Annotated in this window: 9 protein-coding genes; 7 read left to right on the forward strand and 2 right to left on the reverse strand. The window is 73.9% G+C overall.

Features of this window, described 5'->3' with window-relative positions; translation table 11 throughout:
- Positions 1-25: 25 nt before the first annotated feature.
- On the reverse strand, positions 26-790 hold the full coding sequence (locus tag ACZ63J_RS01365; RefSeq protein ID WP_465408581.1) for a hypothetical protein: 765 nt from the start codon (positions 788-790) through the stop codon (positions 26-28).
- 287 nt (positions 791-1,077) lie between these two features.
- Here ACZ63J_RS01365 and ACZ63J_RS01370 point away from each other — a divergent pair, with 287 nt between their 5' ends.
- Genes ACZ63J_RS01370 through ACZ63J_RS01385 form a run of 4 tightly spaced genes read left to right on the forward strand, consistent with a single transcriptional unit; the run spans position 1,078 to position 6,780 of the window.
- Positions 1,078-2,724 (forward strand): AMP-binding protein, encoded by a 1,647-nt coding sequence (locus ACZ63J_RS01370; protein WP_465408582.1) that lies wholly within the window; start codon positions 1,078-1,080, stop codon positions 2,722-2,724.
- 4 nt (positions 2,725-2,728) lie between these two features.
- Positions 2,729-3,697: a phosphotriesterase family protein gene (locus ACZ63J_RS01375; RefSeq protein WP_465408586.1), complete on the forward strand. Its 969-nt coding sequence runs from the start codon at positions 2,729-2,731 to the stop codon at positions 3,695-3,697.
- A gap of 42 nt (positions 3,698-3,739) precedes the next feature.
- On the forward strand, positions 3,740-4,363 hold the full coding sequence (locus ACZ63J_RS01380) for a TetR/AcrR family transcriptional regulator (RefSeq protein ID WP_465312085.1): 624 nt from the start codon (positions 3,740-3,742) through the stop codon (positions 4,361-4,363).
- Between the two features lie 8 nt (positions 4,364-4,371).
- Complete coding sequence (locus ACZ63J_RS01385) at positions 4,372-6,780, forward strand: hypothetical protein (RefSeq protein ID WP_465408589.1); 2,409 nt, start codon at positions 4,372-4,374, stop codon at positions 6,778-6,780.
- On the opposite strand, the gene ACZ63J_RS01390 is transcribed toward ACZ63J_RS01385, so the two are convergent.
- Entirely contained in the window at positions 6,777-7,664 is an 888-nt protein-coding gene (locus ACZ63J_RS01390; protein WP_465408591.1) for an alpha/beta fold hydrolase, read from the reverse strand. The two genes, ACZ63J_RS01385 and ACZ63J_RS01390, sit on opposite strands and share 4 nt — an antisense overlap.
- A gap of 933 nt (positions 7,665-8,597) precedes the next feature.
- Here ACZ63J_RS01390 and ACZ63J_RS01395 point away from each other — a divergent pair.
- From ACZ63J_RS01395 to ACZ63J_RS01405, 3 genes are all read left to right on the forward strand, one after another.
- Positions 8,598-8,957 carry a hypothetical protein gene (locus ACZ63J_RS01395; RefSeq protein WP_465408592.1) on the forward strand — a complete coding sequence of 120 codons (360 nt, stop codon included), beginning with the start codon at positions 8,598-8,600 and terminating at the stop codon, positions 8,955-8,957.
- Between the two features lie 185 nt (positions 8,958-9,142).
- Positions 9,143-10,252 (forward strand): cytochrome P450, encoded by a 1,110-nt coding sequence (locus ACZ63J_RS01400; protein ID WP_465408594.1) that lies wholly within the window; start codon positions 9,143-9,145, stop codon positions 10,250-10,252.
- A gap of 65 nt (positions 10,253-10,317) precedes the next feature.
- The gene (locus tag ACZ63J_RS01405; protein WP_465408596.1) at positions 10,318-13,488 is read left to right on the forward strand and encodes an AfsR/SARP family transcriptional regulator; all 3,171 of its coding nucleotides are present in this window, start codon (positions 10,318-10,320) and stop codon (positions 13,486-13,488) included.
- The last annotated feature ends 27 nt before the right edge of the window (positions 13,489-13,515 follow it).

Raw genomic sequence — 13,515 nt, forward strand, 5'->3', positions numbered from 1 at the left:
GGCGATTCGTCACGGGCCGGCGCGGTCAGATGCTGCAGGCGGCCAACGCGTCGAGCCCCTGCGGTTTCTCGCCCTGACGGCCGATGGCGGTGGCGATCCGGTTGATCGTCGCGAACCGCTTGTCCTCGAGCGGGCCGAGGATGGCGTTCCGGACGAAGTTGGCCCCGCCTTCCCCGGCGCTGGTGACGAGCCGGTTGTTCGCTTCGGCGAGCTGCGTGTCCAGCAGGTCGAGGTTGCGCTGGACCTCGGCCTGCGCCGAAGCGGGAACCGCCGGGAGCCGGCTTTCGACGTCGGGGCAGCTGATCCGGCCGGCCGCCGCCGTCGCGGGCGCGGTGGTCGCCGGCGGTTTGGTGCCGGCCTGGCCGCCCAGGCTGCACACGGCCAACCCGCCGAGGCCCTGCGGTTTCTCACCCTGACGGCCGATCGCGATGGCGATGCGGTCGATCGTGGCCGCCCGTTTGTCCGCCAGCGGGCCGAGGATCGCGTTCTGGACGAAGTTCGGGCCGCCCTGCCCGGCGCTGGTGACGAGCCGGTTGTTCGCCTCGGCGACCTGCGTGTCCAGTAGCGCGAGGTTGCGCTGCACCTCGGCCTGCGCCTGGGCGGGCACCGCGGGAAGTCGGCCGGCGACGTCCGGGCAGGTGATCCCGGCGCCCGAAGCGGCGTTGGCGCTGCTCGGGTCGCCCACCGTCGTGGCGATCACCAGTGCGCCGGCCGCGAGGGCCAGGCCGAGGACGGCGGTCGTGATCTTCGTGCGCCGGGAGAGGCGATGACGTCCTGTGGCAGCAGGCATGAATCACTCCAAGTTAGCGTGAACATAGAGAGAGCACACCGGAAGCGCGCGGTTTTCCGAATGAGTGCGACCGAGGCGGTCGCGGAGGTCATCGTGTCCGTGGACCAGCGATTTGTCCAGCAAAATGCGGTGAGCGGAACAAAGGTGAACCGCGGTGAACCGGCGTCCGTGTTCACTGGTGAAACACGACCTCCGCCCATTGTCGCGCGAGCCGGGTCTTGACGCGGACCGCGTGGCCTCCTAGCGTCGGCATACCGACCGGTCGGTGTCCAAAGGAGGTCGCTGGAGTGAGCTGGTACGACACAAAACCCTGGCTCGCGAGCTACGACGAACGGGTGCGGACCGCGGAACCGGCGAAGCCGACCACGCTGCCCGAGACGTTCCGCCGGGCCGCCGACCACGTGCCCGACCGGGACGCGATCGCCTACTTCGACGCGCGGCTCACCTACCGCCGCCTCGACGAGCTCTCCGACGGTGTCGCCCGCCACCTCGCCGCGCACGGCTTCGCCCGCGGCGACCGGCTCGCCCTGGTGCTGCAGAACATCCCGCAGTTCGTCATCGCGCTGCTCGGCGCGTGGAAGGCCGGCGGGATCGTGGTCCCGGTCAACCCGATGTACCGCGAGCGCGAGCTCGCCCACGTCCTCGAAGACGCTCGCGTCACGGCGATCGTCTGCTCGCAGCGCGGCTGGAACACCTACATCGCCAAGACCGCGGTGGGGCTCCCCATCGCCCTCACCACCAGCGAGCTCGAGTTCCAGACCCGCGACGACGAGCGGGTGCTCGGCAAGGTCACCCGCGAGGAAACCCCTGGCGCCATCGAGCTTCTCGACGCCGCCGCCACGCCGGGCCCGAAGCCGCCGGAGCCCGCCTTCGCGCTCGACGACGTCGCCCTCATCAGCTACACCTCCGGCACCAGCGGCACCCCGAAGGGCGCCACCAACACCCACGGCAACCTCGGCACCAACGCCGCCGGGCTCGGCTCGTTCAGCGGCCTCCCCGCGGGTTCGACGCTCTTCGGGCTCGCGCCGCTGTTCCACATCACCGGCATGGTCTGCGAAGTCGGCTCCGCGATCGACATCGAGGGCACGCTCGCCCTCGCCTACCGCTTCGACGCCGGGGTCGTGCTCGACGCCTTCCTCGAACACCGGCCGTCGTACACGGTCGGGCCGTCCACGGCCTACATGGCGCTGATGGCCCACCCGTCCTTCAGCCGCGACCACTTCGCGTCGTTCGCCCTGCTCTACTCGGGCGGGGCCGCGCTGCCGCCCGCCGTCGTCGAGGCCTTCCGCGCGAAGACCGGGCACTACATCCACAACGGGTACGGCCTCACCGAGACCACCGCCGGCTGTGTCGTCGTGCCCGGCCACCTGGAAGCGCCGATCGACCCGGGGTCGGGCACGATCTCGATCGGGCTGCCGGTGCCGGACACGATCGTCCGGATCCTCGGTGAGAACGGGGAAGAGCTGCCGGCCGGGCAGCCCGGCGAGATCGCCGTCGAAGGCCCGATGGTCGTTTCGGGGTACTGGAACCGCCCGGACGCGACGGCCGAGGCGCTGCCCGGCGGGCGGCTGCTCACCGGCGACATCGGGTTCATGGACGAACGCGGCTGGGTCTACGTCGTCGACCGCAAGAAGGACATGATCAACGCGTCCGGCTTCAAGGTCTGGCCGCGCGAGGTCGAAGACGTCCTCTACACGCACCCGGCGGTCCGCGAGGCCGCCGTGGTCGGGATCGCCGACGAATACCGCGGCGAGACGGTCAAGGCCTACGTCAGCCCGGCGCCGGGCTCGACCGCCGACCCGCAGGAGCTGGTGGCCTGGTGCAAGGAGCGGCTCGCCGCCTACAAGTACCCGCGCACCATCGAAGTCCTCGACGAGCTGCCGAAGACGACCAGCGGCAAGATCCTCCGCCGCGAACTGCGGGCCCGGGGGTGACGACGTGGTCGAGACCGTCCGCGGCGCGATCGCGCCGGAAGCGCTGGGCCGGGTGCTGATGCACGAGCACCTCTTCGTGCTGAGCCCCGAATTCGCCGAGAACTACCCGGAGCACGAAGGGTTCCGGGAGGACGAGCACGTCCCCGAGGCGATCCGGCGGCTCAAGGAGCTGAAGGACGCCGGGATCGACACGATCGTCGACCCGACGGTGATCGGCCTGGGCCGCTACATCCCGCGCGTGCAGCGGGTCGCCGCCGAGGTCGAGGTCAACATCGTCGTCGCGACCGGGCTCTACACCTACAACGACGTCCCGCACTACCTGCACTTCCGCGGGCCCGGCACGATGCTGCAGGGGGAGGACCCGCTCGTCGGGATGTTCGTCGGGGACCTCCGCGAGGGCATCGCCGGCACCGGCGTCAAGGCCGGGCTGCTCAAGTGCGCCACCGACGAACCCGGCGTCACCCCGGGCGTCGAACGCGTGCTGCGCGCGGTCGCGAAGGCGCACGTCGAAACGGGCGCGCCGATCATGACCCACACCCACGCCGGCACGAAGCGCGGTCTCGAACAGCAGGCGATCTTCGCCGACGAAGGTGTCGACCTGAGCCGCGTGCTGGTCGGGCACTCCGGCGACTCGACCGACCTCGGGTACCTGACCGAGCTCGCCGACCGCGGGTCGCTGCTGGGCATGGACCGCTTCGGCCTCGACCTGCTGCTGCCGTTCGAAGAGCGCGTGAACACCGTCGCGGCTATGTGCGAGCGCGGGTACGCGGGCAGCATGGTGCTTTCGCACGACGCGTCCTGCTACATCGACTGGCTGCCCGAGGATCAGCTCCCGGTGCTCACGCCGAACTGGCACTACCTGCACATCACCCGCGACGTCCTGCCCGCGCTGCGGGAGCGCGGGGTGTCCGAAACGGACATCTCGACGATGCTCGTCGACAACCCCCGGCGGTTCCTCGACTGGGCCCGCTGAGCCGTTATCCTGTGCGTTCGACTGCGGAGAGGGGTACTGGCCGTGACCCGAGCGAGCACCCGTAAGCCCGGCGAGGCGGGTGGCGACGAGCAGGCCGCCGTGCCCCGGCGGCTGCTGGAGCACGCCACGAAGCTGTTCGCCAAGAAGGGCTTCGACCGCACGTCCGTCCAGGAGATCGTCGAAGCCGCGGGGGTCACCAAGGGCGCGATGTACCACTACTTCGGCTCAAAGGACGACCTGCTCTACGAGATCTACGCCCGCGTCCTGCGCGAGCAGACCCGGCAGCTGGAGAGCGTCGCCTCGTCCGACGCGCCGCTGCGCGAACGGCTCGGCGCCGCCGCGTCCGACGTCGTGGTGTCCAGCATCGACAACCTCGACGACAACACGATCTTCCTGCAGTCGATGCACCAGCTCTCGCCGGACAAGCGGAAGGCGGTGCGCGCCGAGCGCCGCAAGTATCACGAGCGCTTCCGCGGCCTGGTCGAAGAAGGCCAGGCGTCGGGGGAGTTCCGCACGGACAAGCCGGCCGACGTGATCGTCGACTTCTTCTTCGGCTCGGTGCACCACCTGGGCTCCTGGTACCGCCGAGGCGGCACGCTCTCGGCCCGCCAGGTCGGCGACCACTACGCGGACCTGCTGCTGGACGCCCTGCGCCCGCCTGGTTGATTGGGAGCGTGACGCTCCCCGTTCTCGACAAGCTGACCGGGGCGGAGCGCGAGCTGCTCGACGCGGCCCGCCACGGCCTCGCGTACGTGACCGACGCCCCGGTGCGCGCCGCGGTGCTGCGCGAGCTGCTGCTCGGCCTGCGTGGCCCGCTGGACCCGCGCGGGGTGCGCGTCGGCGGCGCCCGGATCGCCGGAACCCTCAACCTCGACCACGTCGAAGCCACGGTGGGTCTCGCGCTCGTCGACTGCGTGGCCGTGAACGAGATCAGCGCGCGGCAGGCCCGGCTGCCGTGGCTCGACCTGTCCGGCAGCCGGATCGCGGGTTTCGACGGCACCGGCGTCCGGATCGGCCACGACCTCGACTTCAGCGGGGTCCGCGCGACCGGCTCCGGCGACTTCGGCGTGATCTGCCTGCGGGACGCCCGCGTCGACGGCCTGGTCGTCTTCGCCCAGGCCGAGATCCGCAGCGGCGATGGCCCTGCGCTGTTCCTCGACGACCTCGAGTGCCGGGGTTTCAAGGGACGCGCGCTGCGGGCCACCGGCGCCGGGGACAGCGGCGCGATCCGCCTGCTCGGCGCCCACGTGGCCGGGGAGGTCGCTTTCGACGACGCGGTCCTCGGCAACGAGTCCGGGCCCGTGGTGCACGCCGACAGTGCGGTCGTCGACGGTGACCTGCGCCTGGCCGGGGCCACGGTGACCGGGGCCGGCGCGGAGGGCGCGCTCCGCCTGCTCGGCGCGCGGGTCGGCGGCCAGCTCGACCTCGGCGACGTCGTGCTCACCAACCACAGCGGCCCGGCCGTCGGGGCCGACCGCCTCCGCGCCGGTGGCCTCTACGCCAAGGGCGTCACCGTGACCGGGGCGAGTGAGACCGCCGCGGTTTCGTTGCTCGGCGCCCGCGTCGAGGGGCAGGTCAACTTCGGCGGCGCGGTGCTCGACAACCCTCGCGGCCGGGCGCTGAGCGCCGACAACGCCCGGATCGAAGGCAGTGTGCACGGTGCCGGGCTGCGGGCGAGCGGGTCGGGGGAGTACGGCCCGGTCTGCCTGCAGAACACGCACGTGGGCGGCGAGCTGTATCTGGAGGACGCCGAACTCGTCAACCAGACCGGACCGGCCTTCAGCGGCGACCGGCTCCAGGTGGGGGCCGGCCTGCGCCTGGCCCGGCTGCGGGCGACCGGCACGCTCGACCTCGACGGCGCGCGGGTCGGCGGCCACGCGGACCTCGGCGGCGTCGAGGTCACAGCGGACAACGGCCCGGCGCTGTCCGCCGACGGCTGCGTGGTCGGCGACACCCTCGACCTCACCGGTGCGCGGCTGACCGCCGCCGGCCCGTGGGGTGTGCTCCGGCTGCGCCGCGCCGACATCGCCGGCCGGGCCCTGCTCGGGGACGCCGAGCTCATCGACGGGTCGGGCCCCGGCCTCGGCGCCCACGACATCCACGTCGGCACGCACCTGGATCTCGCGCGGCTGAAGGTGACCTGCTCGGCCGAGGCCGGCGCGGTGATCCTGCCGGGCGCCCGGATCGACGGCCCGTGCACCCTCGAGGACGCCGTGCTCGTGAACGACGCCGGTCCCGCGGTGGCCGCCGACCGGTGCCGGATCAGGGAGAGCCTGGAGGCGGCCGGGCTGAAGGCGACCGGCGCCGGCCCGGCCGCCACGGTCGGGCTGCTGGGCGCCCAGGTCGGCGGCCGGCTCGACTTCACCGGAGCGGAGATCGTCAGCACCGGGACTGTCGTGAGCCTCGAAGACGCGGCGGTCGACGGACCGGTCTTCTTCCCGGCCGAGCTGGTGGGCTCGAGCGGCCTGGTGGACCTCGACGGCTTCCGGTTCGGCTCACTCGGCGGCGTCACCTGGAGCGAGTGGCTGGAGCTGGTCCGCTCGCACACGGCCGCGTACCGGCCCGGGCCGTACCAACGGCTCGCCGCATCGGAGCGGGCCGCGGGCCACGACGGCAACGCGCGCCGGATCCTCATCGCCCAGCAGCGCGACCTGCAGCGTCGGGCGCCCGAGGCGATCGGCGGCTGGCCCGCGCGACGGTTCCACGGGCTGTGGGGCGCACTGGCCGGGTACGGCTACCGCGCGCGTCGCACGGCCGCGGCGTTGCTGCTCGCGGTGGTCGCCGCCGGCGGACTGGGGCTCTGGGCCGGGCACGTCGGCGACGGGAGCCACCGCGCCGCCGAGCGGACGTCGGACCTCACGGCCGCGCGCGGCACCCCCTGCACGACCGTGGAGCTGGTCGGCGTCGGCCTGGACCGCGGGCTGCCGTTGTCGCCGGGGGTGCGCGGGCGGTGCGACCTCAACACCGGGATCTCCGCCGGGCAGTGGTTCACCGTGGCGATCTGGCTGGTCCAGGCCGCGATCTGGGCGCTGGCGACGCTCGCGCTCGTCGGGTACACCAGGCTGGTGCGCAAGACCGGTTAGTGGCGGTGGAGGTGGTCCAGGAGCAGGGCGCTGACCTCGTCCGGCGTCTCCATCGCCATCCACTGGCTGGCGCCCTCGATGATCTGGAAGCGGTACTCGGCGTCGATGTGGTGCACGGTCAGCTCGGCGGCGCTCTGCCCGAGGTAGGGGTCCTCGCGGCCCCAGAGGTACAGGGTCGGCACGGTGACGCGGCCCGCCGGGATGTCGTAAACGTCGTTCGTGGCGCCGCGGTACCAATTCAGCGTCGCGGTCAGCGCGCCGGGCTCCGAAAGGCGCGCGACGGTGCGTTCGAGGATTTCGACCGGTATTCGCCGGTCGTAAACCGCGCGTAGTTGTGCGGCGTCGTCGCGTAACAGGAATTTCTCCGCTTTTCCGGCCTCGTGCCGGAAGAATCGGACGTAACCGAGGTCGTGGGCCTGCCCGTCATCGATCGCGATCGCCTGCTGCAGCGCCGCCGGGTGCGGCGTCCCGAGCACGGCCAGCGAGCGCAGCCGGTGCGGGTGGGTCGTGGCCAGCGTCCAGGCGACCATGCTGCCCCAGTCCCGCGCGACCAGGTGGAACCGGTCGGCGCCCTGGCTGTCGGCGAAGGCGAGCGCGTCGGCGACGAGCAGTTCGATGCGGTAGTCCTCGACCCGTTCGGGCCGCGCTTCCCTGGCGTACCCCCGCTGGTCGACGGCCACGGCGCGGTAACCGGCCTCGCCGAGCGCGTGGAGTTGCTCGGTCCAGGCGTCGGCGAACTCGGGAAAGCCGTGCAGCAGGAGGACGAGCTCACCCGACTCGGGCCCGGCCGCGAGCGCGCTGTGCCGATGACCCCCGACCACGACGGTCAATTCCTCCAGCGAGCCGGCGACACCGGCATCCGTCGGCGCGACGGCGAATTCCATGGCGCCCAGGCTAGATCCCGGCGGGTGCGGAAAACCATGGGAAGAAGGGCACTTTTGCCACCCGTTTGCCCGAAAGGTGGTCTGGCTCACAGCATTCTCGCTCAGATGAGCGAAAAGTCGGGAGGAAAATGAAGAGTTTTCATGAACCGGAATGGGTGAGGGGTGGGCCGGGGTGGCTGCGCGGGTGGGTTGGCGGCGGGCGGCGCGGTTGCGGACGGCTGCCGCGGGGCGGCGGCGGAAGTGGCCCGCCGGGCGGCAAGGAGCGGGGGTGATGGCGATCGGAGCGGCCTCCGCGCCAGCCGAGGAGTGACTGGGCGCGGCCGCCGGGCTGGCTGAGGAGTGGCTGACCGGCCCGCACGGGGCGGGCGTCGGCGATCGGCGCGGTCGCCGGGCTGGCTGAGGAGCTGCTGGCCAGGAGGCCAGGGTCGCGTGTGGGCTGGGCACGGTCGCCGGGCTGGCTGAGGAGCTGCTGGCCGAGCGGCGAGAGTTGCGTGCTGGCTGGGGTGGGCCCGGCGCGGCGGCCGGGCTGGCTGAGGAGTGGCTGACCGGCCCGCACGGGTCGGGTGTCAGCGATCGGCGCGGTCGCCGGGCTGACTGAGGAGCTGCCCGCCAAGCGGCCAGGGCCACGTGCTGGCCGGAGCAGGCTCAGCGCGGCCACCAAGCCAGCTGAAGAACGATTCGCCGTCGCGCGCGGCCCATCCCGCCCGCCGGGTTTTACCCGGCTTTAGCCGCCACCCGGCAGGATCGACCCCGTCAGACGGTCGGCCGTGCAAGCTGGGGGCCACGGCGCGGGGGTGCGCCCGTGGACGGCGGCCGTCTGGCATCGGGGGGCTTCGGGGGAACCATGTTCCGCGTTGCGGTCGCGACGCGCACTGCCGGGCTGGGAACGCGCAGTGCCGCCCCTCGGGCACACCTGGGGGAAAGGGGAATCCAGTGCACAGCACAGTCAAGCGCGTCCTGGTCGCGGGAGCCATCTCGGCGAGCGCGCTCGCCGTCGTCGCGCCCGCCGCTGCGGCGGCCGAACAAGGGGGCATTTCGCGCACCTGTCCCGACAGCGCCTGCAGCACGCCGCCGATCTGGTTCCCGGGCGGGACCCTGTCGGTCGACGCGGACGTGCACGGGAGCGGACCCGCCGAATGGGTCGTCCGCGGCCCGCGCGGCGTGGTCTGCCGGACCGGTTTCGCCGCCGAAAGCGGCCCGCAGTCGTGGGTCTGCCGCGGCGTTCCGGCCGGCGAACTGGAAGCCGTCGTTTCCGGGCCCGCGGGCCCGTCGAACATCGGCCTCCGCTGGTAGTGAACACCCACTGGGAAAGAGGAGAACAGCCATGACGACGATCCGCTTCTTCACCCGCTCCGTGGTGCGCAGCGTGCGCAACCGCCGGCTCGGCAACACCTGGGTCATCTACTACGAAATCTACTGATCACCCCCGTGCCCGCGGCGGCTCCCGCCGCGGGCACGGCCCGTCCGGGGAGACTTCCGTGCGCACCTCCGCCACCCTCGCCGACCCGTTGCCGACGCTCGCCGGCTGGGCGGCCGACCCGCTGCCGATCCGGCCGTTCGGACCGGGAAAGTACCTGATTTCCGGGGACGAGCTCGTCCGCGCCGCGCTGGCCTCGACCACCCGCCCGTTCGAAGCGAAGGCCGCGACCTTCGGCGCCGTCGCCGACTGGGTGCCCGGGTCCGACCGGAGCCGTCCGGTCAACGCCGCGCTGGGGCGAGAGCTGGACCGGGCCTGGCAGGCGGTGCCCGACGACACGATCCGGGCCGAACTGGCGGCCGCGCGGGACCCGTGGCCCGGCGCGCTCGCCGGCAGCTACCTGCGGTTGTTCGGCGAGCAGCTCTTCCCCGGTCTCAAGCACCAGGCGTTGCACGACGCGCTGGCCGCGTCCGACGGGCTCGACCGGGCCGGCTCGACACTGCGGCGGCTGCGTGGCCGCCTCGCGCACAGCCGGGCCGACGCCGCCCTGCACCGCTGGGCGGCGGGCAACAGCGCCGCGGTCCCCGAGGCGCTCCGGGCGACGCTCGGCGCGTCGGACGACGTCGCGCTCGCCCTGCACGGCCTGGTCGGCGCGGTCTGCCGGGCCGCGTCCCTGGTGGCCGCCTGGACCGTCCTGCTCGACCGCGGCTGGCGCCCCGGCACGCCGGCGGGCACCGTCCTGCGGCCGCGGGAGAGCGCGGCGCCCGCCGACCACCGCGTCCGCGAGGCGCTGCGGCTGTGGCCGGTCGCCTGGCAGCTCGCCCGCACCGTCACCGAGGCGACCGAGCTGGGCGGGGTCGACCTGGTCCCGGGTGACCGGCTCTACCTGTGCACCTACCTGCTGCACCGCGACCCGGGCTTCTGGGCGGAGCCGGGGGAGTACCGCCCGCAGCGGTGGGACTCGCCGCCCGAGGGGTACAAGTCCCGCTACCTGCCCTACGGCTTCGGCAGCGCCGCGTGTGTCGGCTCGCGGTTCGTCAACCGGGTGAGCGCCCGGGTCGTCGCCTGCTCGGACGCGCTCGACGACCGTGGCCTGCTGGTCGTCGACCCCGAGCCCGTGTTCGGCTCGCTGCTCGCCCCGCCGGTGGTGCGGCCCGTTCCGCCCGGCTGATCGTTTCCCGCTACCCTCACGACCGGGAATGACCGGTTTGCCCGGTCAGCGGGGGGTGCGGAGAGGTGCTCGAGTTCGGGGTGCTCGGACCGTTGCGGGTCCGGCGGGACGGCGTGCCCGTGCCGGTCAACGGGCCGAAGGTGCGGGCACTGCTCGCCGTGCTGGCGCTGCGCGCGAACAAGACCGTGTCGTTCGACCGGCTCATCGACCTGCTCTGGGGCGGGGATCCGCCGGAGACCGCCCGCAAGAGCATCCAAGTGCACACCGTCCGGCTCCGGCGGCTGCTCGGCGACGGCGTCGTCGAGACCGGGCCGACCGGGTACCTGCTGCACGCCCGGCCCGAGGGCCACGACCTGCTGCGCTTCCGCCGGCTGCTCGCCGACGCCCGCGCGGAGGCCACGCCCGAGGCCGAGCGCGTGCTGCTCGCCGAGGCTCTCGCCTGCTGGCGCGGCCCGCTGCTCGCCGACCTCCCGGCGGACATCCTGAGCCGCGTCGACGCCGGGCCCGCCGAGGAGCGGCTGTCGGCCCAGGAGCGCTTCTTCGAGGTGAGCCTGGAGCTCGGCCGGCACACCGAGGTCACCGCCGAGCTGGGCCGGCTGACCGGCGAGCACCCGTGGCAGGAGGCGTTCTGGGCGTTGTACCTCGAAGCGCTGCACGGCTCGGGGCGCCGCGCCGACGCGCTCGAGGTGTACCGCCGGGTGCACCGGAGGTTCGCCGACGAGCTGGGGATCGGCCCCGGCGAGCGGCTGCGCAACGCCCACCAGGCGGTGCTGGCCGGTGCGCCGGCCGCCACGCGACCGCGGTTCCGGCCGCGCCAGCTCCCGCCGGACGTCGGGGCGCTCGCCGGGCGGGCCGCGTTGCTGTCCACTTTGGACGCCGTGCTGGGCCCGGACCGCCCGGCTGCCACGCACCCGCCGATCGCGCTGCTCGTCGGACCGGCCGGCGTCGGCAAGACGACGGCCGCCGTGCACTGGGCGCACCGGGCGGCCCGGCACTTCCCGGACGGTCAGCTGTTCGTCGACCTCCAGGGCAGTTCGACGGTCCCGGCGCTGTCCGACGTCGAGGTGCTGACCCGGTTTTCGCACGCGCTCGGCGTCCGGCCGGGCCAGGTCCCCGCCGAGGCCGCGGACGCCGCGGCGCTGTACCGGTCCGTGCTGGCCGACCGGCGGGTGCTGATCGTGCTGGACAACGTGGCCGGGCCGGAGCAGGTCCGCGCGCTGCTGCCCGGCAGTCCCGGCTGCGCGGTGCTGATCACCAGCCGCGACCGGCTCGGCGGCCTCACCGCCACGGTGGACACCCGGCGCGTCGAGCTGGCCGAGCTGCCGCCGGACGACTCGCTGGCGCTGCTGGCCGCGGTCGTCGGCCCGGACCGGGTGCACGCGGAAGAGGACGCGGCGCGCGAGCTCGTGCGGCTGTGCGCCGGGCTGCCCCTGGCGCTGCGGATCGTCGCGGCGAACCTGGCGCTCTGGCCGGACCGGTCGGTGCGCGGGTACCTCGCCGAGCTGGCCGGGCCCGACCTGGTGACCCGGCTGGCGGTGCCCGGCGCCGAGCAGTGGGGCGTGCGCCGGGCCTTCGACCTCTCGTTCGACGCCGCTTCCCCGGCCGCGGCGGGGTTCTTCCGCCTGCTCGGGCTGGTGCCCGGCGCCGACTTCGACGTGCCGAGCGCGGCGGCGCTGGCCGGCGCCGACGAGGTCCGGGCCGGCTCGCTGCTGCGGGAGCTGGCCACGAGCCACCTGGTGCAGTCCCGGGGCGACGACCGGTTCGGGCTGCACGACCTGCTGCGCGGCTACGCCGTCGCCCGCGCCGGCGACGACCTCGCGGAGGCGGACCGGGCGGCGGCCCTCGACCGGCTCCTCGAGCACTACCTGCGCACCGGGGCCCGGGCGGCGGCCGCGCTCTACCCGGACCTGCAGCGGCTGGCCGGCCCGCCCGGCGCCGCCGAAGCCGTCGAACCGGCCGAGGCCCGCCGCTGGCTGCTGGCCGAGCACGCGAACCTGCTGGCGGCGATCCGGCAGGCGACCGGGCCGTTCGCCTGGCGGGCGGCGGACCTGCTGCGCGGGTTCTTCCACTCCCACCGGCTCGACGCGGAGTGGCAGGCGGCCGCGACCGCGGGGCTGACCGCGGCGCGGCGGGCCGGGAACGAGCAGGCGGCGGGCGCGATGCGGCACAGTCTGGGCGCGCTGGCGTGGAGCCGCGGCGACTACCCGGCGGCGCTGGTCGAGCTGGAGGCCGCCCAGGAGTCCTACCGGGTCGCCGACGCCCGCGACGGCGCCGACTCGGTGTTGCACGCCCTCGGCGTGGTGCACCTCGACCTGGGCCGGCTCGACCGCGCGATCGAGCACTTCACGGCGGCGCTGGCCGGCGCCCGGCGGCACGGCACGACGATCCGGGCCGCGAACGGGCTGATCAACCTGGGCGCGGTGCTCATCGAACACGGCAGGCTCGCCGAGGGCATCCGGCACAACGAGCAGGCGCTGGAGCTGTGCCACGAGCTCGGCTCACCCCACGCGGCGGCGATCGCGCGGTGCAACCTCGGGTACGGCTACCGCGTCACCGGCGACCTGTCCCGCGCGCTCGTGGTGCTGACCGAAGCCCTGGAGGCGTTGCGGGAGCTCGGTTCCCGCGACGACGAGGCCGACGCACTGGTCCGGCTGGCGGCGGTCCACCGGGTATCGGGCGACGTCGCGCGGGCGTGGCCGGCGGTGCGGCTCGCGGTGACCGTGGCGCGCGAGGCGGGCAACCAGCGGTTCGAGGTGGACGCACTCTGCGCGCACGGTGACCTCCACCGCCAGGCGGGTGACGCGGCCGCGGCGCGGGCGGACTACGGCCGGGCGCATGCGCTGGCGGAGAAGATCTGCTATCTCCGTGGTGAGCTGACAACGCTGATCGGAATGTCCACTGTGGACGGCACCGCGGCTGACGCGGAGACCGCGCTGCGCGCTGCGGAGCAGGGAGGGTTCCGGCTGCTGGCCGAACAGGCCCGCACGAGCCTGGCCGAAGCGGCCCTGGCGGCTGGGCAGCCGGAGGAGGCGGAGACGTTCGCGGCCGCGGCGGTCGCCGGGTTCCGGGAGGCGGGGCATCGTCTGGGCGAGGCGCAGGCGTTGCTCACGCTGGGCCGGGCTCGAGGCGGGAGTTCGCAGGCGGCGCGGGAGTGTTGGGGTGCGGCGGAGAGGCTTTTGGCGGCGGCCGGGGCGGTTCCCGCGTTGGCCGAAGCCCGGCGGTTGCTGTCTGAGTGACGGCCGGAACGACTACGGCCGCCGACC

The sequence above is a fragment of the Amycolatopsis sp. NPDC104863 genome (assembly GCF_055582965.1).